The following is a 23,692-nucleotide window of genomic DNA, read 5'->3' as shown; positions in this document are numbered from 1 at the left end:
GTGCTAGTTGATATGGTGAATTTTTTTTCGATTGCCGTGCCCGCAATCAGTACATCTCGAATTCTCGTGTATGTACAAATTCTTATAATCTGATAAGTGTGTGTGAACCATATTTGAACCACAAACTGGACACTCATTTAATACTTTATGTACTTGCTCGAAATCCCCAAAAAGTTCTTCGAAATTTTCAAGTTGGAAATCTGGATCGAAAGACATGTAGTAGCTCCTTTAAAATCTAATTCCCCGTAACTTTGGACTCTTTGATGCAGGGTGTCCTCAGTGGGTATGCTAGATTTATCGGAGGCTTATAAATCTTCTAAAATTTAAGCTTTTAATTTTAGTGCCTTAGGGATATTTTACCCATAGGAAAGAATTGAATGGCACAGCAACTAATTTCAAAATTAACTAAAGATTTCAATAATAAGCTAAAAATCTCATCTAATGAGAAGCCGAATTACTATGCAAAAATCTTTGAAAATACCCTGTGGTTTCCTAAGTTAGTAGGTCGTACTCTTAGCTCAAATGAAGCCTCTAATAAGCCTAACCTGACCAAGAAAGAGTCTTTTGAGGTGAATGTCCCAGAGATTGCAGCAAGGCCTCAAGAAACGAAAATTGAAGTTCCTATAGAAGACAACCCTGCGCCAGTAAAGATTGAAGTGGAAAAAAAGGCCAGCTCATCTTTGGTTAAAGTTGATACATCGTTCATAAATTTAATTCAAAAATATAATGAAAATTGGAAACTAGAGACAATTCCTGGTTATCAGGACTATCAAGGTGAAATTGATATTATCTTTTTTGGATTAGATGAAATAGAGGAGTCTGAGTTTCCTGATTTTCTTCCGCTATCAATGATTGAGTCTGATCAAGATATTATGGGAAGAATGATTAAGGCGATGAAAATCTCTTCAGGGCGCTTTATTCGAGTTCCTTTTATTAAAAAAGATGCAAAAGAATTTATTTTTTCTTGTTGTGCACACTTTAAGCCTTCTCTTCTTGTTCCTCTTGGAGCGGCTGCCACTAAGCTGTGCTTAGACAAGCAGGTTCGATTGGCAAATGTCCATGGTGTATTCCATTCTATTCAAACTGAAGTTGATGGAAAAACTCAGGTAATTGAAACAATGCCACTTTTCCACCCTAAGCTATTAGAAGTTAATGAGTCGATGAAGAAAACGGCTTGGGCCGATATGCAAAAGGCGATTAAATTTCTTACAAGTTGAGTAGTATAGTAAAATCATATATCATTTTAATAGATTAAGTTGCTTGGCAAGGATGCCGCACGAATCAGGACGATGATATTTGAGAAGTCTATTCTTACTTTTTATTCTTTTATTCACTTTCAATTCTTTTGCAAGAATTAGTCCACTTCAAAATTTTAAGTCAGGTCACACTATTAAAGTGAGAGTCGCTAAGAACTTAAACAAGGTCTTTCTAGAAGGTGTTGGAATAACGAGAGAAGTTATTGCAACTAATAAATCGAAAAGCTTTAAAGGCTTTAAGAAAATAAAAATAAATTGCGGAAATTTAAAGCATGCTCGCTCGATAAGGCCACAATATCTCGCTTCTTTAACTTCAAAGACAGGTCTTATTGGTTTTGAAAAAAAACAATTCATGGGGCAGATGCACATTGTAACAAGTGAAGATGGAAAGTCATGCGATGTTGTCAATGAGATGGAATTAGATGATTACATTGCAACACTACTAGCAAAAGAGATGAATGCTTCTTGGCCAGTTGAGGCCTTAAAAGCTCAGGCCGTAGCAGCTAGAACATATGCAATTCATCATATGATGAGTTCAGGACTTCAAAATGATACACTCTACGATTTAGAGAATTCAGAAAAGCATCAAGTAAACGGAACATTTAATGATGTAACAGCAAGTACAATTGAAGCTGCTAGAAAAACAGCTGGAATGGTACTTACTAATAAAGATGGAAATCTAGTCCCTGCATTTTTTCATGCAAGTTGTGGCGGAAATACTCTAGAGCCTGACGATGTATGGACAAATGAAGTTCATGGTTACTCCACTGTAAAGTGTGCCTATTGCCAAAGAAAGAAGAACTGGGATTCAAAGATCACTCAAATTCGTTTTAAAAAAATGATTGAGTGGGGTATGAGAAAGGGATATGTAAAAAAACAAAAGCTACACAAGAAACTTTCAATTTATCCAGACAAGAAAAATGCGAAGGCCATCTATGTTCGAAATGGAAAGAATAAGATAAAGATTAAAAAGAGTTTATTTCGTCGCTATTTTGGTCGAGTAGACTTTCCTTCTAATTACTTCTACCTTGTTGATCTTGGCCGCGAAGGACTTCAATTCGTTGGAAAAGGTAATGGCCATGGTGTGGGCCTTTGTCAGGTAGGTGCCTTAGGTCTTGCCCAAAAAGGAAAGGGCCATAAAGAAATTCTGGCCCATTATTTTCCTAAATTAAATATTTTAAAATTGTATTAAGTCTTACTGACATCCCGGAGGAGCAAAGTTGATTGTCAACGCTGTTGCTTGTAACGGTACACCATTTGGTGAAGTGTACTGTGGTACATAAACGTAGAATTGACCAGCAGAGATTACATTTGTTGGACAAAATGCAGTTGCTGTTAGAACTGAAGGTGAAGTCATTTGAATACCGTTAACACCTCTTTCTTTTGCTAATAGAGGGTATCTTCCAGTTCCATATTGATTATCAGTAAAGTAGCGCCCACAAAAAGAGAAATAATAATTGAATCCAACATTATTTCCATTTGTTGTTTTAGCTATAATGAGAATATCGCTATTACCATTTGCTCCCGCATAGTAATCACCAGTTTCTCCACCCATGGCACCTTGTTTTAAATTACCAATAATTCCCGTTCCATTTGTTTGGGACGTTGTTTGATAACTATCAAGATAAGTACTCATGAAAACTCTTTCTGTACTACATGGGAAGTGGCCTTCAAGGCTATTGTGAAGTTGTTCAACACCTCTTGCAACATTACCGCTTCCGTTAGATCCCCAACCAGTGAAGTTTGTAGCACCGCCACCGCCACCTGAGTCACTACCGCAGCTTGTAATTAACATTGAAGTAATTGTAGCAACCATCAATAATTTAAACTTTTTCATAATATCCTCAAATATTAATATTCACGCTACTTCCTGTATCGGCGACTCTGAAGATTTTCTTTAGAAATTGATAAAATTAATTAAGAAATAAAGAACATGAGCCGAAAAGATATGTAATTAAAACAACTTATAGAATTACTTATGTACGAAAATTTCAAGAAATCAATGTTTAATGTCGTAGCACAATCCTTAAAAGACTTTAAAAAGGATGACCAGGCAAAGTTTCGTTTGAAGCTAGGACTCATTTTTGCCGTTCTACCTTTTCTATCAATCATTGCTGGCTTCATCTTAAATTGGTTTCTTTTAAAGTCGGCAGTTATCTATATTACTACATTTAGAAAGGATCTTGATTACATTATTGATGATCTTATCTTAGACTACCTACAAATAGGCTTAGTCGAAGTTTGGCCATGGGTGATCTTTTCATTTATTTGTCTCTTAATTGCAGGAATTATTCTTGCTCAATTAATGCTTCGACCATTTGATGAGATAGCAGACTATTGTAATGAGTTTCTATGTGCAGAAAATAAAGATGCAACATTTGATGCTGATTTTAGTTCTGAGCTAAGATTACTATCGAATTTTAGTGACTGGTTTTTTACAACTACTGAAACTTTTAGAAAGAGTGGAGTTTTAACTAAAATTGAAGTTCCAAATAAATACAAAAAGATACACAAGCCTGTCTTTGAATCAATGTTCTTCCTTAATAAGAGTTTCTATGTTGCGATTGTTTGTATACTGATGGGAATGATTATTACGATCATAAACTTTGCTCTTTTTGACGCCATTATTATGGTGGTTAATCATATCTTAACAGATAGTAAAGTTTTTAAAGATTACTTAGTTAACATGGCGTTACTGCAAAACGACATTCTCTACATCACAATTATTGTCAATATTATTTCTTATGGTATTTTTCTACTCTATCTCTATAACAAGGTTGCTACACCTGCTTTCGGGATTTTTGCCACAATGCGATCATTCATTAGTGGACGATATGCCTCAAGAGTTCATTTAATCGGTTATAAGTATGTGCGTAATCAAACACGTGTCATAAACCGCTATCTCGACTACATGGAAAAAGAGTACTCTGCAAAAGATGATTGAGTATTTCATTTTGTTCAAGTAGAATTCTAATAATAACTTGACGTGAAATTATTGTTTAAAACAACAAAAGGGATAGTAATGAAAAAATCAATCGGCATTGTAATGTCACTTCTTCTACTTGCCAGCTGTGTAGGTAAAGATCAAATCAAACAAGCTCTTAAAGACGATCCAACTATTTTAGCAGAAGCAATTAAAGCAAACCCTGCTGAAGTTATGGAAGCTCTACAAACAGCAGCTCAAAATGCAAAAGCTGAAATGGCAAAGAAAAGAGAAGAGGAAGAGAATAAAAAACTTCATGGATTTATTGAGAACCCTCTTAAGCCAGAAATTAGAGAGGATGAATCTATCCGTGGTACAAAAGGTGGAGCGATCACTCTAGTTGAATACTCTGATTTTCAATGTCCATATTGTACAAGAGGGTTTGAAAATGTTGTAAAGCCAATGCTTGAAAAGTATGAAGGTCAAGTACAGTTTATTTATAAGCACCTTCCACTTTCATTCCATTCTGAAGCAAGAATTGCAGCAGAGTACTATGAAGCTCTTCGTCTACAAGATCCAAAGATGGCATTTGAATTCCACGATATGCTTTTTACTCAAGAAGGTCAGCAGAAACTTAGACAGTACAAAGAAAAGTACCTAAAGCAAGCAGCAAAGAAAGTTGGTGCTAACATGACTAAACTTGCTAAAGATGTTAAGTCTGAGTACGTTGTAAATAGAGTTAAGGCCGATGAAGCTGAAGCAAGAAAATTTGAAATCCAAGGAACTCCTGGTTTCGTAATCAATGGTGTTCCAGTTAAAGGTGCTTACCCAATGTCACACTTTGAAATGATCATTGATCTATTAAAAGAGAAAGGGAAGCTAAAGCTGAACTAATTCAAATATACATTTCTATATTTAATAAGAGGCCTGCATTCATTGCAGGCCTTCTTATTTGGGCAAAATCTAATCTTCTGTTATACTAGAAATAATGGAGGTTAAAAATGACAAGCTTCTTTGATCATAACCAAGTAAAAATTAATAAAGAATATATGCGTGAATCTGCTAAGCAGATCGATTATTCTCTATCTGATTTTTTACATGATGATATTCCTCATAACCTCATTGAACAAAATGTACTTGATCATGCTTATATCAAGCATGTTTCATCTCTACTTAAAACTGACTCGATTTATAAACTTGCTCATGAAATCTTAGAGCTTGAAAAAATTCTTGATAAACTTTCCGAGCACCTTCCTGTTGATATAAAGATTCCTAATATGGAAGTTTTCTATCATCAACTCGGCCCAGTCTTCATTCAATTATTTGTTGAAATTGAAGACATAAAAGAGCACTCTCAATTAGAGCTAGAGTGGCTTAAAGCCGTTAGAATCGCACTAGAGGAAGAAGTGGTAGTTTGGCAAGAAAAAAGTCTAAAATAACCTAAAAAATAAAAAAAATAACTTAATTAAAAAAAAAGGCTTAAAAAGCCTTGTCAAAGCGTGTTTCAGGCCTCATCCTATTTTTACAACAACTAAATAACTAACTATTTGGAGTTTACATGAACAGAAAAGAACTTGTAGAAGCAATCTTAAAGAACAAAGAACTTAAGCACCTAACTAAGAAAGATGCAGATACTTTCGTATCAACTACTCTTGAAACAATCAAGAAAGCTGTTAAGAAAGGTGACGATGTATCACTAATCGGTTTTGGTACTTTCACAAAAGTAAGAAGAGCAGCTAGAACTGGTATCAATCCAGCAACTGGTGAAAAGATTAAAATCAAAGCTAAGACTCTTCCAAAATTCAAGCCAGGTAAAGCTTGGAAGGAAATGTTCTAATTTTAGATTTAAATTAGTTTCATAATAAGAAGCCTCCCTTTGGGAGGCTTTCTTATTTCTAGAGGGGAAAAATTTGCCTCTCAACTCAATAAGCGTCAAAAAAGCGTCGACATTTTGACACCGGCCAATTTTTACATACAAGCTAAACGGTTAGAATTCCTTTAAAGGGCAATAGAATGTGGTAGAACATTCTTTACTATCTTGTAGAATTTGCCGGTAGGATGTATAATTTTTGACGAGGCACAGTTTATAAAGGAATTTTTTTCTGTGTGAAGTAAAGGATTTATAAGTATGGCAGATGGAAGTGCTGATAATACAAACCAAGGAAGTGGTAAAAGCCCTCTTTTAACAGTAGCTCTACTACTGAATATTATCTTAATGGGTGTAATCGCTTATTTTCAGTATCAGACACATGTGAAATTATCGCAGCAATCTTCAGTAGAAGATCTTGTTAAGGCCCAAATGGCCGAAGCAAATAAGGAAGCAGACGTTGTGACAACTGGTGAAGCACAAGAAGAAGAAGGTAAGCTCTTTCCTCTTGATAGCTTTACAGCAAACCTTTCACAAGGTGATGGGCCTCAACGCTACATTCGTTTAAATGCTGTACTTAAGCTTTCTCTAAATGCAAAAGAGGAAGAATATAAAGCAAGAAAGCCTCAGATTAGAGATACAATTATTAGTATTCTAAACTCAAAGAGGCCAAATGATCTTCTTAAAGTACAAGGTAAGGAATACCTTAAAGAAGAAATTAAATCAGCGATTAACTCATATCTCGTTGATGGAAAAGTTTTAGATGTTTACTACGTTGGTTTCCAGATCAACTAGTACATAAATAAAAGTTTAACTTTTGGCAGGATGCCAAGATCATCAAATCCTAGGAGGGGAACGATGGCACAGGTTTTAAGTCAAGACGAAGTCGATGCTCTATTAAACGCTGTAAACGATGGTGAAGCAGATGATTTTTTAGGTGATGGTGGCGATTTCGATGATGAAGCTGAAGATGAGAATATACAGCCCTATGACTTAACTAATCAAGACCGAGTCATTCGTGGGCGAATGCCTATTCTTGAAATCATCTACGAAAGATTTATTCGTTCATTTCGTGTATCACTTTCAAATTCTTTAAGAAAGATTTCAACGATCTCAATGATCTCAACTGATCTTCTTAAGTTTGGTGAGTTCGTAAACACACTACCGATTCCTTCGTGTATGTGTATTATGAAGTTCAATGAACTAAGAGGTCCTGCTCTTCTAGTTTTTGAATCAAAGTTAGCTTATGCAATTATTGATTCATATTTCGGTGGAACGGATCGTCCATTTACAAAGATTGAAGGAAAGGAATTCACAGCAATTGAACTTTCATTCATGAGAAAAGTTATGGATATGGCCATTGCTGACCTTGAGGAAGCTTGGGCACAAGTTCACAGAATTGATGCACAATATGTAAGAACAGAGATTAACCCACAATTCGTTGGGGTTGTTCCTCCATCAGATGTAATTATCGCAACAACTCTAGAAGTTGAATTTGAGTCTGCATCTGGAACGATTATGATCGTTGTTCCTTACTCAACAATTGAACCAATTAAGCAAAAGCTTTCATCTAATTACCAAACTGATAACGACATGGCAGATAGTATCTGGACAAGTGCAATGAATGAGCACATTAAAGATACGAAAGCTGAGATTGTGGTCAAACTTGGTGAGGCACAGATGACAGTGGGTGATCTTCTTACTCTTCAAAGTGGAGATATTATTCCATTGAACCAAGAAGCTTCAAGTGAAGTTAAGGGAACAATTCAGGGAGTAGAGAAGTTACAGTGTTTAATTGGAACATATAAAGGAAGCCGAGCGGTACAAGTCACACATGTTGATAAAACACCGAAAGTTTCTATGGATATCGAAGTAGAGTAATAAAGGGAGTATATAAATGAGCGATCAAACAGAATTAAATAATGAAGTACAAGGTCTAGAAAATTTCAATACGATGGAAGTTGAAAAACTTGCTGATGAAATTAGGGCCGGTGATGATGCGATTAATAAATTAAAGGTACAAAACCTCGATTTTATCTTAGACATTCCTCTAAAGGTAACAGTTGAACTAGGGCGTACAGAGGTAATTATTAAAGACCTTCTGCAACTAGGACAAGGTTCTGTACTTGAACTTGATAAGTTAGCTGGTGAGCCTCTTGAGATTTTAGTAAATGGGAAGCTTGTCGCTAAAGGTGAAGTTGTTGTTGTTAACGAAAAGTTTGGAATTCGTTTAACAGATATCATTTCGCCAATTGAGAGAATTGAAAACCTTAAATAATAGGAACTTATTATGGCCAAACGATTTAAATTATTATTTTTAGCACTTTCTTTAATAACAGCAAATGCTTATGCAAGAGTTGAAATTGGAAAAGTTGAGTTAACTAAAGATGGAAGTACTGGTGTTGTAACCATTGCGTTAAAAGGTAACTACCGAGATACTCCTGAGTTAACAATTAAGGATGATATTATTCAAGTTGCTCTTGATGGAACAATTGTTTGGCCAAAAATTGAAAAACAAGTTTCTGTGAATAATAAATTTGATACGAAACTTATGGCGTATCAATTCAATAAAGATGTTGCTCGTGTACGTGCCATTCTTCCTTATGAACTAAGAGGTAAGGAAGATAAAGTAAGTTTAGAGGTTGGAGATAACCAAATTAAAATGTTCTTTCCAATTTCAGCTTCTAAAAAACAAGTTGCTGTAACAAGAGCAGCTACTCCAAAGAAGGCTCCTGCTAAAACTAAAAAAGCAGAAGCATATGATGAAAGTTACTTAGAAAAACTTTTAAAAGATAAAGAAGAAGTAACAAAGAACGAAAAACCTAATAATAAGAAACTAAATGATACAAATGATTCTCTTCTAGCATTAGCAAAAGAGAAAAAACAACAAGTAGAAGATAGCGTAAGCTCTCTTTCTTCTGGAGTTGAAAAGGGTGGATTTCAAATGTCGACTTATATTTTTAAATTTATCGGATTCTTCGCTCTTTTTGCTGCCGGTATCTTCTTTCTAATGAACTTTTTTAGAAAGGGAATGCTTAAGAAAGGTGGATTAGGAATCTTCTCTAGTGCAAAGATGGTAGAAGTATTATCGACAACATATCTTGCACCAAAAAGAAGTCTTCTTGTTGTTAGAGTTCAAAAACAAGTCTTTTTAATGGCACAGTCAGAAAAAGGAATGGATTTTTTAACAGAGATTGAAGATACATCAGCTTTCTTTAAGGAAGGTGAAAAACAAATTACTGGATCTAACTTTGATACAAACCTTGATTCTGCAAATGAAGGTTCAAAAGAGTTTAAATTAAAAGAGGTAACTCAAAATATGCATGAAGCAAGCAACTCTACAAGATCTTCACAGGAAGCAATTTTAAATAGTCTAGCAGGACAAGCAACAAGTGAAGAGAAGGTGAGTCTTACTGCTCAAATTAAGAAAAAAGTAAAAGACATGAAGTCTTTACAATAGATATTTGATTTAAAAATCAATTCAATAGGAAGTTGAATGAAGAATCTTTTAAAAGCATTATTAGTATTTAGTATCGGCGGATGGCTAAGTACTATCTTTGCACAGCAATCAACAAACCTGGGACTTCCTGGTCTTTCTGTTAATTTCGGACAAGGTGTTGATTTAGTTGACACGATTGAGTTAACTGTTCTTTTTACTGTCTTAACGCTGGCGCCTGCTATCTTAATTCTTTGTACATGTTTTACAAGAATTATTGTGGTTCTTTCATTCATGAGGCAAGCAATAGGTACTCAAAGTATGCCGCCTAATCAACTTCTTATTGGTTTTGCTATGTTCTTATCTGTTTTTGTTATGCAGCCAACAGGTGAAGAAATTTATAGTAACGCAGTAAAACCATATATGGATAAGAAGATTTCGACTACTTTAGCTCTTGATCGTATTGAAACTTCTCTTCGCGGTTTTATGAATAAGCAAGTTCGTAAAGCCGATATTGGATTGTTTTACGATGTAACAGGAAGGCAAGCTCCACAATCAATTAACGATGTTCCAATTCATTTTTTAATTCCTGCATTTATTATTTCTGAACTTAAGACGGCCTTTCAAATTGGCTTCTTACTTTATATTCCATTTCTTATTTTAGATATGGTTGTGGCTTCAGTTTTAATGGCGATGGGGATGATGATGCTTCCTCCTGTTGTTATTTCATTGCCTTTTAAATTATTACTATTTGTTCTTGTCGACGGTTGGCAACTTGTCACAGGTTCACTTTTAAGGTCTTTTAACTAAAAAGCATAGGAGAACAGGATGGACTTTTTTTCAGACATCGCAAGACAAGCAGTTACTATTGGTTTAATGATCTCAGCTCCAATGCTAGCAGGGGCCCTTATCATGGGTATTCTTGTTTCTATCTTTCAAGCTGTTACTCAAATCAATGAGCAAACACTTTCTTTTATTCCAAAGATCCTTGTAATTGTTGGAGCTCTTGTTTTAACAGCTCCTTGGATGAGTGATCAGTTAACGACTTTTACAAGAGAGCTGATCATTAGTATTCCTCAACTTGTAACTGGTAGGTAACACTAATTTATGACAATTCAAATTACTGACATTGTCCCTATAATCGCCTTTTGGTTAATCTTTACCAGATTATTAGCTATTAACTTTCAGCTACCGATCTATGATAACTTACCAATCCCAATGATGGTTAAGATCCTTTCAACTCTTGTTATGAGCTTTTGTTTCTTTCCATATCTACAAGAAGAAGTTACTAAAGATATCATGTACTTAGGGAAGGATAACTTCTGGGCCCTCACTATTATTTACACACTCATTGGATTGATAATTGGATATTTGGTAAAATCAATCATGGGTATCTTCCTGTCAGCAGGTAGTATTATTACCCAGCAAATTGGATTTGCAGCGATTCGCTATTTTGATCCTTCTTCAGGTCAACAAGTGGGTCCTTTCGAAAAACTTATACAATGGACTGTTCTTGTAATGGTTATATCTTCCGGAGCACTTTTACCGATGTTTAAAGGGATTTTTCAATCTTTTTATTCAATTCATATCTACGATATGGGTGTCTTTGCGAAGTCTCATATTTTCTATATTGAAGCTTTTAAATCAATTTTTGTTGCTGCCATTATGCTTGCAACACCATTGATTTTTACAAATATGCTCATCAGTTCGATTCTAGGAATTATTGCTCGAACTGTACCACAAATGAATATCATTATGGTGAGCTTTGTCGTTAATATTGGCCTAGGTCTACTAGTATTCACGGCAACAAGCGATGAGTTCTTTCACGTTGCATTTAAAATGTATACGGAAAGATTAGGCGAGTGGTTTAACTTTATACTTTAAAGGAAGTAAGTCGTGGCCGAAGAAACAGATCAGGAAAAAACGGAAGATCCATCCCAGCATCGAATTGACGAATCGAAAAGAAAGGGTGAGGTCGCATCCTCAAAAGAACTAACCAGTGTGTTAGTACTGGCCGCCTGTATCATGACATTGGGTCTTTCTCTTCTTTTCATTTATCAAGAAATGGAAGAATTCATTAGATGGATTATGTATCTTGATCCTGCTACGGCATTTACTGAAAAATCTTTAAAGACAATTGCCAATAAAACAGCTTCAACTGCTCTTGTATGTGCTGCACCTGTTTGCTTAGTCGCTCTTTGCATGGGAATCGTTGCAAATGTTGCGCAAATTGGCTTTATCTATGCACCAGAAGTTTTAGAGTGGAAACCAGAAAGAATTGATCCAATTAAGGGAATAAAGAAACTATTCTCAATGAAAGCAGTTGTTGAGGCCGTTAAAGGTGTCTTGAAATTTGTTTTCATTCTAGGAATTGTATATTTCTATATGAAAGAAGATATTGCATCTTTTGTAGGCTTTCTTCATGTTGACTTCTTTCAAGCATTTATTATTGGTAAAGATATTCTTATTAAACTTGGTTTTACAATTCTTGCTGGTCTTGTTGTTATTGCAGCTGCTGACTTTGCTTATCAAAAGTATTCTCATAAGAAGAAACTCATGATGACAAAAGAAGAAGCAAAAAGAGAATCAAAAGAACAAGATGGATCCCCTGAAGTTAAACAAAGAATTCGTAGTATTCAAAGAGAGCAGGCCCAAAAGAGAATGCTTGCAGATATACCGACAGCAGATGTAATTGTCACAAACCCAACACATATCTCAATTGTTTTAAAATACGATCAAGAAAATATGGTGGCCCCTGGGGTTGTTGGAAAAGGTGCTGATCACCTTGCAATGAGAATTAGAGAAATTGCTAAAGAACACAATATTCCAATTGTAGAAAATGTACCTTTAGCAAGAGCATTATATAAATCAGTAAAAGTTGGGGAAGGAGTTCCTCGCACTCTTTATAAAGCAGTCGCTGAGGTATTAGCGTTTGTTTATAAGCTTAAGAGAAAGAACAAAGCTCTAAGTTAATTGAAGTATTAGGAAAAGTATCATGGATGGTATCTTTAAGAGATTAAAAGTATTAACTGAAAATTCAGATCTTGCAGTTGCAGTCGGGATTCTAGCTGTTCTTGCAGTCATGATTATTCCTGTTCCACCAATTGTACTTGATTTACTTTTAGCGACAACTCTTTCATTTTCAATCATTATTCTATTAGTTTCTGTTTATACAAAGAAGCCATTAGAGTTTTCTACTTTTCCGGCCGTTCTACTTGTAACAACACTTTTTCGTCTCTCTCTAAACGTAGCATCAACTCGAAATATTTTACTTCGTTCTGGAAGTGAGGGGACAAGTGCTGCTGGTGAGATCATTAGAAGTTTTGGTGAATTTGTTGTTGAAGGGAACTTTGTTGTTGGTATCATCGTTTTTATCATCTTAGTAATTATTAACTTCATGGTAATTACAAAAGGTGCTGGAAGAGTTGCAGAAGTTGGTGCTCGTTTCACGTTAGATGCAATGCCTGGTAAACAGATGGCCATTGATGCCGATTTAAATGCCGGACTTATCAATGATGCTGAAGCAAAACAAAGACGAGCTGAAGTTGCTGAAGAAGCTGACTTTTACGGGTCGATGGATGGTGCTTCCAAATTCGTACGAGGAGATGCCATTGCAGGTATCTTAATTACTGCAATTAACGTTATTGGTGGAATTATTGTTGGTGTTGGCCAATATAATATGAACTTTAGTCAAGCAGCTGAAACATACACTCTACTGACTGTAGGTGATGGTCTTGTTTCTCAAATTCCAGCTCTAATTATTTCAACTGCAGCCGGTATTATTGCAACAAGAAATACAAGTGAAGATAATCTTGGTGCTCAAATGAGTAAGCAATTTAAGCTTCACCCAAAAGCAATCTTAATTGCAGGTTGTGTGCTTCTTATTTTCTCACTTATTCCAGGGCTTCCAAAGCTACCATTTATTGTTGTCGGTTTAGCTCTTCTTTTTGTTTCAAATAAAATGGAAAATGAAATTGCTCAGGAGAAAGTTGCAGCTGAATCAGTTGTTGAAGACGAGAAGAAATCGACTCCAGAGTCACTTGAGGATCTCCTTAATCTTGAACTTGTTGAATTAGAAGTTGGATATGGACTTGTAAATCTCGTCGATTCATCACAAAACGGTGATTTACTTGAGCGTATCACATATATGAGAAAGCAATTTGCTCTGGATTGGGGTGTTATCATTCCATCTGTTCGTATTAAAGATAACCTTGAACTTGCTCCAGGTGGCTACTCTTTAAAGATTAAAGGTGTCGAAATTGCTCAAGGTGAACTTGTTCCTGATCACTTCCTGGCCATGGACCCTGGTAGTGTTATTGAGAAAATTGATGGAATTGAAACAATTGAGCCAGTTTTCGGTCTTCCTGCCGTTTGGATTACAGAAGATCAAAAAGATGATGCAGGATTTAATGGTTATACAGTAGTAGACTTATCAACTGTTCTTGCAACTCACTTGACTGAAATACTCAGAACTAATTTACATGAATTATTTGGACGCCAAGAACTTGTTCGTGTTCTTGATAATTTTAAAGAACATTATCCAAAAATTGTTGCGGATCTCGTTCCAGATATTCTTCCTCTAGGAGCTGTTTTAAAGGTATTACAGAACCTTTTAAGGGAAAATGTTTCCATTCGTGACCTAAGAACGATCTTAGAATCTTTATCTGAATATGGAGTGAAAATTAAGGATACAGATCTTCTGACAGAAAATGTCAGACAATCGTTATACCGCACTATCACTGAGTCTATTAAGTCTCCAAATGGTGATTTGCCGATATTTACGTTAGATCGTAAAATAGAAGAGCAGGTTGCTGGCAATCTCATACAAACAGAAAATGGTCAACAAGTTTCTTTAGACCCAAGAATTACCCAATCGATTTTGGCCAGTTTAAATGAGAAAATAGAGGAGGCAACGAATATGGGTGAAAAAATGGTTGTTCTATGTTCACCTGTTATCCGTGGCCACTTTAAGAAATTAACAGAAAAATTCATACCAAACTTAATTGTAGTAAGTCATAATGAATTAAGTCCAGATGTGAATATTAGATCGCTTGGAACGGTGAGGTTATAGGATGTACGTTAGGAAATTTGAAGCAGATTCTTTAGATGAGGCATTAGCAAATATTAAGGCCGAGCTAGGACCTGATGCAATTATTCTTAAAACACAGACGAATAAGGGAATAAAGGGTGCTTTCAAAAAGAAAAAAATTGAGATCACTGCTGCAATCTCTGAGAAGAACTACACGAAAAAAGCTCAAGTTGATAGCGTTTTAAATCCTGAACAAAAAGATTCTTTTTATCAAAATAACTCATCTTATATAGCAAATATGATAAATTCACATGATCAACATAAACAAAATCAAGGCACTAGTAAAAACCCAATGGCCGGTTATGGAAGCCTTGGGTTAAACAAAAGTGTTAACTCTCTTGAAGAAAAATCGACTTCAAATTCTGCATCAGGACTTGATGATTTCTTAAGCTCTATTGATAGAGAAGAAGTTAAGAAAGCAACAGCTAATGCAGACTCTGAAAACTTCAATGATTTCTTAAATGGAGATTTCTCTCTTGATGATGAGATTGAAGTTGAGGAGCCAAAGGTTGCTCAAGCTAGACCAGCAATGCAAGACAATTATGTAACTGGTCCATCTACACCATCAATTAATAATGAAGAAGTAAATCATTTAATTGATTCACAAAGAAATAAAATCGATGATCTTGAAAAAAAGATTTATGAATTAACACAAAGTGTACAGGGGATGACTAAGCCGCAAGCACTTGGTGTTAAGGAAATGGTAACAATTTTTAGAAGTCTAGATATTGAAGAAAGATATATTCAAAAAATTGTTCGCAAAGCAAATTTTGATCTTTCTGATGATGATAAAGAAAATCCAGATACAGTTTTCGAATTTGCTCTTAAAGAGATGATGGGTGAAGTAAAGACGGCGATGCCACTTTTTTCTTCAGTCGATAACGAAGCTTCAAAGACTGTAACAGTACTAATCTCTGATGCTACTTGTGGGCAGAGCTCGATGTTAACGAAGCTTTCTGCTCTTAAAGATGATTCAGTGATTATTAGAAATAAGGGAAAAGTTGGATATAAAGATAATACTTCTTTCTCTGAAAAGTTCTTCAATGTTGAATCAAATGTGTGTGAAACAATTTCTGAAATCGTTGCGCAAACAAGAAAATCAATAGAAACCAAGAAAAATGTTTTTATCGACTACAAGGCAACAAATCAAGAAATCAATGAAATCAAGAAGTTCGTAGATGGCCTAAGACGTTCATTTGAAAATGTGGAAGTTTTAATCTGTCTTTCGGGAATCAACACAGAGTTGTATAATAGAAAAGTACTTAATCGTTATGCAAATATTGCTAACGGTCTCGTGGTGACGCATTTAGATCAGTGTTTAAATTATGGATCACTCTTTAATTTAGCAATTGATTTTAACTCGCTACCATATAAGTTTTTTGGAACAGGTGAGATTGTTCCAGATGACCTCGAAGCTGCAACTGCCGAAAGGATTTTGGCAGGAATATTTAAGCTGTAGCTGATTTTATTTTTTATATTTAAATTTTAAGTTTTGTTTAGGAGACAGGATGTCCAGAAACGATCTTTCAACTTGGTTGATGTCACATAGAAGTGACAGCGATGAGATCTCTAATCTAGAAGATCTTAACGTAAAAGAATCTCTTAATTTAATCAGTGACGATTGCGAAATTATAGCTGTTGGTTCAGGAAAAGGTGGAGTTGGTAAAACAACGACAGCTTTGATGTTGGCCAATGAATTAAGTTCTAAAGGAAAACGTGTTCTTTTAATCGATTGTGACTACAATCTTTCTAACACGGCAGTTAAGCTAGGGCTTCCTTTAAATGACAACTTTTACTCCCTTATTTCTAATGAGAAGCCATTTGAAGAATGTGTCTATAAATTAGGTAATATAGATCTTCTAAGTGGATGTAATGGTAATAGCGATCTCTTTGAGAAATCTTTCTCTCACGATAAATTCATTATCGATATTATTGCTGAACATCGTACGGAATACGATCATATTATTCTTGATTGTCCAGCTGGTGTGAATAGGGAGACGATCAATCTTCAAGCCTATTCTGATTACCGATTCATGGTTGTAAATCCAGATCGTTCATCAATCACAGATACATACGCACTAATTAAAATTCTAAATCAAAAATACAATATCAAAGACAACCATTTAATCGTAAACAAAGTAGAATCGAATCAACAATACAATAAAGTTGTACGTTCGCTCGTTGATACTGTTTCAAGCTTTATGCAGGCAAACTTGAGTGTTTTAGGTGGGGTTAAAAATATCGAAATTCCATCTGATAAATTTGATCATGCACTTTTGAAAACGGAAAAGAATTCCCTTTCAAAATATTACACAAAGATCATTAATAAATTTTCCGACGAGGACGATAGTCGTATTACACCGGTAATCCTAAATGGATTTAGTGAGTCCGGAACTAGTCCACAACAGTTAGCCTAATCAAGGAGTGAGAGAGATGTCATCGTTGGCCAAAAAATTAAAGAATTTAAAAGACTACCGCTCAACAGTAGATCCAAAAGTAAAAGATGAAATCGTTGTGGAATATGCACCACTAATTAAATATATCGCACAGAAAATTGCTTCACGTCTTCCATCTAATATTGAATTAGATGATCTTATTTCATGTGGAGTTATCGGGCTAATGGATGCAATCGAGAAATTCGATCCAACTCGTGATAATAAATTTAAAACATATGCAGAGTTTAGAATAAGAGGAGCTATCCTTGATGAATTACGTTCACAGGACTGGGTACCTCGTTCAGTAAGAGAGAAGGCAAAGACTATTGATCGTGCTTATCAGAAGCTTGAATCAGAATTAGGTCGTCCTGCTACTGATGATGAAATGTGTAAGGAACTTGAATGTAGTAAAGAAGAGTTCCATGAAATGCTAAATAAAGCAAAATCAGTTTCAATCTTAAATATTGATGATTCGGCAACTTTTAATCGCAATGATAAGAGAGCAATGGCCGGTTTAAATGAAGACAGTAAATCAATGAATCCTTTTACTGCTGTTTCTAATAAAAACTTTAGAGATAAAATTAAAGAGGGTATTGAGCAATTACCTGAGAAACAAAGACTAGTACTATCACTGTATTATTATGAAGATCTAAATCTTAAAGAGATTGGTCAGGTATTAGATGTAACGGAATCACGTGTATCACAACTTCATACACAAGCTGTAATGAAGCTTAAAGCTAAGCTACAAAATATGTTTGAAGGTTATGAAGAACTAGTAAGCTAATAAAAAATAACAGATCAAAATAATCAGGCCCTCTTTGAAAGAGGGCCTTTTTTTTCCTATAAATTAAATGAATTAACCCTTTAAAAACCCGGCAAAAAATAGCATAATAGATGTAGAAATTCTTACGTTCACAGGAAGTGAAGGACCGTTAACATATGGAAGTGACTTTCCCTAGCCGCCATTTAGGAGATAAATAATATGAAGCTTCGTTTCAGCAAGCCGTTGTACATCTATTTCTCAGTTTCTCTTATTCTAACGACAGCTCTTATATCCGCTGGTGTATGGACCTTTTGGAAAAAAGGACCTGCTAATTTTGAAAGAATGACGATGATCTATGAATCGACTTCAAAATTTGATGAAGTTAAAAATTCAAATGCCCTAACAAGTATTAAAGAGCTTGTTCGAGTTGATCGTACGAAAGAAGCGATCTCAGAATTTGAAAGATTTGAAGCAGGTGTAAATGAATTAAATAATATTGCTAATATTGAAGAATATGAAGCTTTGAATGAGAACTTCTCTAATTTGAAAAAGAAGTTAAATGATATTACAGCTTCTGCAAATAAGTCGACATTGATTAATGTTTTAAGAACAAAGGTGATTGGTTTTCAAAACTTTGTCGTCCACAATCAATGGCGTACATTAACAAGAGTTTCAACAAAGATTAAAACAAAAATCTCAGTAGGCACAACAAAGAGTTCTAACTTTTATACATATTCAAATTTAAAGAAATTACATCAGTCGATTTCATCAGATGTTAATTATATGGAAAGAGTAACAATGAGATCGGTATTATCTGATGAAGATAAGAACTTGATTGTTATCCGACTTGGGACATTAAAAACAGAATTAAATCTCTTAAAAAGATCACTAGACTCTCTTAGAGATTTTGGATCAATTTGGAACTCAACAAATGAATCATATAAGATTTGGAGTGAGAAATTTGGTCCAAAACTTACTTACCAAAAAATTGAATTAAATGAAGCTTCTAAAACTACGCTATATGGCCTAATTGCAATCGTTGGTATCCTTACTCTCGTATTTGCAGGTGGAATATTTATGGTTGCCTACACTGAAAGAAGGGCATCTAAGATCTTAGAAAAAACTTCTCTAGATCTTATCAAAGATGGAGTTATTCCAGTCAGTGCAAAATTAGAAGGGGAATGGTCTCATTTATTTAAAGAAGAAATTGAAAAGTATCGTGGTTATATTCATAAGAGAATGAGCTTTGGATCAATCTTTCAAGACGCAATGCCATTTTCTTCTTTATTACTTGATTCAAACTTAAATGCTGTTTGGGCAAACTCATTATTTTATGAGCATTGGAGTATTGATAATACTAAAAATGATCACAGTATTACTTGGGACTATCTAAGCACATTTACAAACCTCGGTGAAAACGATCCTGTTATTAGTGCTGTAAGAGATGGTATTGCTGGAATTTATCAAATTCAGGTAAAAACAGAAAATGATAAAGAAGCTGCTCCTTTTGAAATGTATGTTTCACCGGTTGAATATGCAGATCAAAAAAGAATTATGGTTATCTTCTATCCATTAAGAAGTTTAGAAGAGACTTTAACAAATCAAATGAAATCAGTCGTCTCACCGGTGTGTAAGTCTCTTGATGCTTTAGTTGAAGCTAGCTTCTCAGGTGAGTTAAAAGAAAAGTTACAACAAGACTTCTCTGCTGCTGGTATTGATAATGTATATAATAAATTCACAAAAGTTAACGATCACTTCTTAAGTCAAAAAGCATCTTTCTTAAAAGAGGTAGAGCTTCTTGAAAATAACTTATTTGAACAATATAAGATAATCGATGATGTAAGAATTATTTTTGAAGGTCAAAAGGACTTACAAAAAGAAGCAATCAATAAGTTCAAATCTGCTAAGGATAAGATTGTATCAGTAGTTGAGATGAGAGCTAAGTTTGAAGAAATGAATCGTTACATGGTGGAGATGAGTAATCGTCTTTTCAATGAAGAGATCGAATTAGCGACTCGTTCAAGTGAGATTGTTGAAATTATAAATGAAAATAAGGCTGCCTTTGCTGGCCTTGTTAAATCTCGTGATCAATTTAAGTCACTTAAGTCACAAGTTGAACTCTTTAGAGCACGAAGTTCACAAATCGTTGATCAAATTCAAAGAGGTGTAGCGACAGATGCTACAATTGAAAAATTTGCAGGTGAGCTTAGGGACTTTAATTCAACTCTAGGAAACTTCTCAAAGGTATCAACTCAATTAGATGTTGGTCTTTCTAAGGTTCAGATTATTATGGACAGTAAAGAAGTTCCTGATGTTGGAGCAATTAAAGAGACATTTAAAACAATCAGAGGCGAAATGAATGAAGTTTCAACGCAAACTCAACAATTATCTCGTTTCGCTCAAGAAGAAGATGAAGAATTAATTTCATCACTTAGAGGACTTTATGGAAGTTTCCAAAACTTAAGAACTCAAAATGGTGAAATTGAAAATACTGTTGCTGACAGTCACCCTATTATTTAAGCAACCGCAAAATTGACTAGCTCAGGCCAGTCTATTGTTTGCGGTGCTAGCTCCCCATATCTTTAGCTAGAAAATAATATTCAACAAGCCGGGGTCAAGCCCGGCTTTGTTGCCTCAGGAGCAATGGGAAAGCAGTCGCAAAAAAAAGCGACACTTTAGCGAAGCTAAAGTTAGTCCAACCCAAACTAATTTTAGGACCGCGTAACTAAAAGTCAAAATGATCTAAGAATTGTTTTAAATTAAGATCCTCAGCGCTGCCAGAGTTATCAATGACATAGTCAGCAAGTTTGGCCTTCTCTTCAATATTGATCTGTTTAGAAAGGATCTTACAGGCAAGGTCCTTTTCGATTCCATCACGTGCCATTAAACGCTCTACTTGTTTTGCTCTTGGGCAATACACCACGACTTTGAAATCAATAAATGGTGCAAGATTTTTTTCAAATAAAAGAGGAACGTCGTAGATTATAACCTTTGGAGAACCAAGGTCTTTATATGCATTGAGAAATATCTCAGGTAGTTGGCGATAGATTAAACTTTCGATATCGTTTTGAATTTGAATATCTTGAAAGAAGTATTCTCGAAGGAGCTTGAAATTAATTTCATCCTCATCGTTAATTACTTGTGAATAATACTTTTTTAAATGCTCTATAGACTCTTTAGATTTGTAGACTTCTTTAACCAATGCATCCGCATCAATAATAGGAAAGTTCTTTTCTTTTAGAATTTTTGAGACTGTTGACTTTCCTGTGGCAATTCCACCAGTCAGACCAACAATTGGGCATGGCATTTCGTAAAGACGCTTGTCTTTTTTTAGAGAAATATATTTCTTTTTTAATTTAATGGATGATTTCATATTATTTATTTTTTTCAATCTCTTTTACACGAGACCAAAGTCCTTCTAGTTCTTCTTGTGAACTTTCTCGAATCGCAATACCTTCTTGTCTTGCTATATCTTCTAATTGATTAAATCTTCTTTTGAACTTAAGGTTGGCCTCTCTAAGAGTCATTTCTGGATCAAGATCCAGGTGTCGTGCTAACTGAGCAACTGAAAAAAGTAAATCACCCATCTCTTCTTGAACACGTGCCTTATTTAAGTCGCGTCCTGGAGTTAACTCTTCTTTAAGCTCTTGCCACTCTTCTTCCACTTTATACATAACCTGAGAGTATTCTTCCCAGTCAAAGTTTATTTTACTTGTCTTCTTTCCAATCTTTGCTGAACTTGTCAGGGCCGGAAAAGATAGAAGCTCATCGCATATTTCATACTTCTTTAGACTTTCTTCTTGGGCCTTCTCAGCTTTCTTGATGGCCTCCCAATTGTCTTTGATTTCTTTAATATCGCGGGCCTTATTATTCGTAAAGACATGAGGATGGCGTCTTACCATTTTGTCAGCGATAGTTTTAGCAACAGAATTAAGATTAAATTTTCCTTCTTCACTAGCTAGTTGAGAGTGGAGCACGACTTGTAGGAGAACATCACCTAACTCGTCTTCCATTTTTCTATAATCACCATCTTCCACGGCGTGCATGTATTCGTAAGATTCTTCCATTAAATATTTAAGAAGTGACTTATGAGTTTGTTCCAAATCCCATGGACATCCATCTTTAGGATCTCTTAATTTGGCCACAACCTCTTTTAATCTTTCCATTTCGCTTAGTGACATAATCTAGCCTTGGTAATATAATCTAATAACTGAATATTACACCCAGAATGAAGAGATTGGAAATAATGGCCTACACTAAAACCATTCAAATTGATAAATCAAAATTGGTTATTCACTTAACAGATAACGCTAGGTCTAAATGGGGATTAGAAGCATGTGAAAAGATGATGCAGGACTCACTAAAGGTCTTAAGTAATTTCCTTTTCTCAAAGAATACTTGTTTAGATAAGAAGATTCATCAAGAAATAGAAGTCGATCTTCACTTCTGTGGCGATAAAAGAATGCGTCAAATTAATAGTGAGCATCGCAACAAAGACAAGACCACTGATGTCTTGTCGTTTCCAATGTATGAAAGCCTTAGACCAGACAGTACGGATTTCGTTCTACCTGGACCTGTAATGCTTGGTGATATCATCATCAGTCGCAATGTCGCTAGGAAACAAGCACGTGAATTTAACTTAAGTCTTGAGCAAGAGGTTATTCACTTATTTTGTCACGGACTCCTACATTTGTTAGGATATGATCACGAAATATCTGAAAAAGAAGAAGAGATTATGGAGTCGCTTGAAAAAGAGATTCTCTTAAAAATAAAAAAGGCAAGAAAGTAATGGAAGAGAGTACACGTATTGGCCTTAGTGAGAAAAAATCACTCATGGCGGATTATAAGGATAAATTAGAAAGTCTTAGGAGGTCACTTTGATGTAGACCAAAAGTCTGCACGTATCAAAGAGATTCAAGAGATGGAAGCAATGCCTGGCTTCTGGGATGACAATACTAACGCAACAAAAGTTCAAAAAGAAAAAAACCTCTTAGAGGATGTCACAAATACATATACAAAATTAAAAGATCTATACGATGAATTCGATATTCTACTCGAATATGCTGGAGAAGGTGATGAGGAATCAGCAGAAGGTGCAATAAGCATTGCTGATGAATTCGTCGATGCTTTCAATAAAGCTGAACTTAAAGTCTTACTTTCAGATGATGCCGATTCAAATAATGCAATTGTAAGTATTAATGCTGGTGCAGGTGGGACTGAATCATGTGATTGGGCAAGTATGTTATTTCGTATGGTCAATCGTTGGGCCGAACAAAAGAAATTTAAGGTTCAGGTCTTAGATGTACAAGATGGAGATAGTGCTGGGATTAAATCTGCAACTATGCTGATTGAAGGAAATTACGCTTACGGAAATTTAAAGTCTGAAACAGGAGTACATCGCCTTGTTCGTATTTCTCCGTTTGATTCAGCAAATCGTAGGCATACTTCTTTTGCTTCAATTTTTGTTTCACCAGAAGTTGATGATGATATCGAAATTGAAGTGGCCGATAAAGATATTCGTATTGACGTGTATCGCTCAGGTGGTGCCGGTGGACAGTCTGTAAATACGACAGATTCTGCGGTTCGAATTACACACCATCCAACAGGACTCGTGGTAACATGTCAGAACGAGCGTTCACAACTTCAAAATAAGATTCAAGCAATGAAAGTTTTAAAGTCTCGTCTCTATGAACTTGAGCTTGAAAAGCAAAGAGCTGCGGCCGCTGAAGAAGAGGCCAATAAGAAAGAAATTGGTTGGGGAGCTCAGATTCGCTCTTATGTTCTTCATCCATATAAAATGGTTAAAGACCACCGAACAAATTTCGAATCTTCTCAAGCTGAAAAAGTACTTGATGGGGATATTGATGGATTCATGGATGCATTCTTAAGATGGTCTGTTGATGGTAAGAAAGAAGGATAAGGA

Annotated in this window: 25 protein-coding genes; 21 read left to right on the top strand and 4 right to left on the bottom strand. The window is 35.2% G+C overall.

Annotated elements, in window-relative coordinates; translation table 11 throughout:
• Positions 1 to 3 precede the first annotated feature (3 nt).
• Positions 4 to 216, bottom strand: a complete 213-nt coding sequence (locus tag ACN5L8_RS07605) for a hypothetical protein (RefSeq protein ID WP_115361954.1) — start codon at positions 214 to 216, stop codon at positions 4 to 6.
• Positions 217 to 377: 161 nt separating this feature from the next.
• Here ACN5L8_RS07605 and ACN5L8_RS07600 point away from each other — a divergent pair, with 161 nt between their 5' ends.
• Positions 378 to 1,217: a hypothetical protein gene (locus ACN5L8_RS07600; protein ID WP_419172750.1), complete on the top strand. Its 840-nt coding sequence runs from the start codon at positions 378 to 380 to the stop codon at positions 1,215 to 1,217.
• Positions 1,218 to 1,296: 79 nt separating this feature from the next.
• Positions 1,297 to 2,448, top strand: coding sequence for a SpoIID/LytB domain-containing protein (locus tag ACN5L8_RS07595; RefSeq protein ID WP_412474087.1), 1,152 nt, complete (start codon positions 1,297 to 1,299; stop codon positions 2,446 to 2,448).
• Between the two features lie 3 nt (positions 2,449 to 2,451).
• On the opposite strand, the gene ACN5L8_RS07590 is transcribed toward ACN5L8_RS07595, so the two are convergent.
• A complete protein-coding gene (locus ACN5L8_RS07590; protein ID WP_419172749.1) occupies positions 2,452 to 3,093 on the bottom strand; it encodes a hypothetical protein in 642 nt (213 codons plus the stop codon).
• 141 nt (positions 3,094 to 3,234) lie between these two features.
• On the opposite strand from ACN5L8_RS07590, the gene ACN5L8_RS07585 reads away from it, so the two are divergent.
• The 17 genes from ACN5L8_RS07585 to ACN5L8_RS07505 all read left to right on the top strand — a co-directional run bounded on the left by ACN5L8_RS07585 (position 3,235) and on the right by ACN5L8_RS07505 (position 20,289).
• Positions 3,235 to 4,200 (top strand): hypothetical protein, encoded by a 966-nt coding sequence (locus ACN5L8_RS07585; protein ID WP_120404163.1) that lies wholly within the window; start codon positions 3,235 to 3,237, stop codon positions 4,198 to 4,200.
• Between the two features lie 78 nt (positions 4,201 to 4,278).
• Positions 4,279 to 5,073, top strand: a complete 795-nt coding sequence (locus tag ACN5L8_RS07580) for a DsbA family protein (RefSeq protein WP_115361944.1) — start codon at positions 4,279 to 4,281, stop codon at positions 5,071 to 5,073.
• Positions 5,074 to 5,180: 107 nt separating this feature from the next.
• The gene (locus tag ACN5L8_RS07575; protein WP_115361942.1) at positions 5,181 to 5,618 is read left to right on the top strand and encodes a hypothetical protein; all 438 of its coding nucleotides are present in this window, start codon (positions 5,181 to 5,183) and stop codon (positions 5,616 to 5,618) included.
• A 119-nt stretch (positions 5,619 to 5,737) separates the two neighbouring features.
• Positions 5,738 to 6,016 carry an HU family DNA-binding protein gene (locus tag ACN5L8_RS07570; RefSeq protein ID WP_115361940.1) on the top strand — a complete coding sequence of 93 codons (279 nt, stop codon included), beginning with the start codon at positions 5,738 to 5,740 and terminating at the stop codon, positions 6,014 to 6,016.
• Positions 6,017 to 6,307: 291 nt separating this feature from the next.
• Positions 6,308 to 6,841, top strand: coding sequence for a flagellar basal body-associated FliL family protein (locus tag ACN5L8_RS07565; RefSeq protein ID WP_115361938.1), 534 nt, complete (start codon positions 6,308 to 6,310; stop codon positions 6,839 to 6,841).
• 63 nt (positions 6,842 to 6,904) lie between these two features.
• On the top strand, positions 6,905 to 7,927 hold the full coding sequence (gene fliM / locus ACN5L8_RS07560; RefSeq protein ID WP_115361936.1) for a flagellar motor switch protein FliM: 1,023 nt from the start codon (positions 6,905 to 6,907) through the stop codon (positions 7,925 to 7,927).
• Between the two features lie 16 nt (positions 7,928 to 7,943).
• Positions 7,944 to 8,324, top strand: coding sequence for a flagellar motor switch protein FliN (gene fliN / locus ACN5L8_RS07555; RefSeq protein WP_162929496.1), 381 nt, complete (start codon positions 7,944 to 7,946; stop codon positions 8,322 to 8,324).
• Positions 8,325 to 8,336: 12 nt separating this feature from the next.
• Positions 8,337 to 9,506 (top strand): flagellar biosynthetic protein FliO, encoded by a 1,170-nt coding sequence (locus ACN5L8_RS07550; protein WP_115361934.1) that lies wholly within the window; start codon positions 8,337 to 8,339, stop codon positions 9,504 to 9,506.
• Between the two features lie 36 nt (positions 9,507 to 9,542).
• Positions 9,543 to 10,292 (top strand): flagellar type III secretion system pore protein FliP, encoded by a 750-nt coding sequence (gene fliP, locus ACN5L8_RS07545; protein ID WP_419172748.1) that lies wholly within the window; start codon positions 9,543 to 9,545, stop codon positions 10,290 to 10,292.
• An 18-nt stretch (positions 10,293 to 10,310) separates the two neighbouring features.
• Positions 10,311 to 10,580: a flagellar biosynthesis protein FliQ gene (gene fliQ / locus ACN5L8_RS07540; protein ID WP_419172747.1), complete on the top strand. Its 270-nt coding sequence runs from the start codon at positions 10,311 to 10,313 to the stop codon at positions 10,578 to 10,580.
• A gap of 9 nt (positions 10,581 to 10,589) precedes the next feature.
• Positions 10,590 to 11,366, top strand: a complete 777-nt coding sequence (locus ACN5L8_RS07535; protein WP_419172746.1) for a flagellar biosynthetic protein FliR — start codon at positions 10,590 to 10,592, stop codon at positions 11,364 to 11,366.
• Positions 11,367 to 11,378: 12 nt separating this feature from the next.
• Complete coding sequence (flhB, locus tag ACN5L8_RS07530; protein ID WP_419172745.1) at positions 11,379 to 12,455, top strand: flagellar biosynthesis protein FlhB; 1,077 nt, start codon at positions 11,379 to 11,381, stop codon at positions 12,453 to 12,455.
• 22 nt (positions 12,456 to 12,477) lie between these two features.
• Positions 12,478 to 14,553, top strand: a complete 2,076-nt coding sequence (flhA, locus tag ACN5L8_RS07525; protein ID WP_115361924.1) for a flagellar biosynthesis protein FlhA — start codon at positions 12,478 to 12,480, stop codon at positions 14,551 to 14,553.
• Between the two features lies 1 nt (position 14,554).
• Positions 14,555 to 16,030, top strand: coding sequence for a hypothetical protein (locus ACN5L8_RS07520; RefSeq protein ID WP_419172744.1), 1,476 nt, complete (start codon positions 14,555 to 14,557; stop codon positions 16,028 to 16,030).
• A 49-nt stretch (positions 16,031 to 16,079) separates the two neighbouring features.
• The gene (locus ACN5L8_RS07515; RefSeq protein WP_115361919.1) at positions 16,080 to 16,988 is read left to right on the top strand and encodes a MinD/ParA family ATP-binding protein; all 909 of its coding nucleotides are present in this window, start codon (positions 16,080 to 16,082) and stop codon (positions 16,986 to 16,988) included.
• 16 nt (positions 16,989 to 17,004) lie between these two features.
• The gene (locus ACN5L8_RS07510) at positions 17,005 to 17,790 is read left to right on the top strand and encodes a FliA/WhiG family RNA polymerase sigma factor (protein ID WP_115361918.1); all 786 of its coding nucleotides are present in this window, start codon (positions 17,005 to 17,007) and stop codon (positions 17,788 to 17,790) included.
• Positions 17,791 to 17,988: 198 nt separating this feature from the next.
• Positions 17,989 to 20,289: a hypothetical protein gene (locus ACN5L8_RS07505; protein WP_419172743.1), complete on the top strand. Its 2,301-nt coding sequence runs from the start codon at positions 17,989 to 17,991 to the stop codon at positions 20,287 to 20,289.
• Between the two features lie 205 nt (positions 20,290 to 20,494).
• On the opposite strand, the gene coaE is transcribed toward ACN5L8_RS07505, so the two are convergent.
• Both coaE and mazG read right to left on the bottom strand, forming a co-directional pair.
• Entirely contained in the window at positions 20,495 to 21,142 is a 648-nt protein-coding gene (coaE, locus tag ACN5L8_RS07500) for a dephospho-CoA kinase (RefSeq protein WP_334678798.1), read from the bottom strand.
• A 1-nt stretch (position 21,143) separates the two neighbouring features.
• Positions 21,144 to 21,950, bottom strand: a complete 807-nt coding sequence (gene mazG, locus ACN5L8_RS07495; RefSeq protein ID WP_115361912.1) for a nucleoside triphosphate pyrophosphohydrolase — start codon at positions 21,948 to 21,950, stop codon at positions 21,144 to 21,146.
• A 65-nt stretch (positions 21,951 to 22,015) separates the two neighbouring features.
• Here mazG and ybeY point away from each other — a divergent pair, with 65 nt between their 5' ends.
• Both ybeY and prfB read left to right on the top strand, forming a co-directional pair.
• A complete protein-coding gene (gene ybeY / locus ACN5L8_RS07490; protein WP_334678799.1) occupies positions 22,016 to 22,558 on the top strand; it encodes an rRNA maturation RNase YbeY in 543 nt (180 codons plus the stop codon).
• A 17-nt stretch (positions 22,559 to 22,575) separates the two neighbouring features.
• A protein-coding gene (gene prfB / locus ACN5L8_RS07485; protein WP_240406497.1) for a peptide chain release factor 2 occupies positions 22,576 to 23,689 on the top strand; the annotation gives its coding sequence in 2 pieces (ribosomal slippage) (positions 22,576 to 22,647 and positions 22,649 to 23,689; 1,113 coding nt in all).
• The last annotated feature ends 3 nt before the right edge of the window (positions 23,690 to 23,692 follow it).

The organism is Halobacteriovorax sp. (assembly GCF_048381875.1).
In the GTDB taxonomy this organism is placed as follows: Bacteria; Bdellovibrionota; Bacteriovoracia; order Bacteriovoracales; family Bacteriovoracaceae; genus Halobacteriovorax_A; species Halobacteriovorax_A vibrionivorans.
This window is presented reverse-complemented; position numbering and strand designations above follow the sequence as displayed.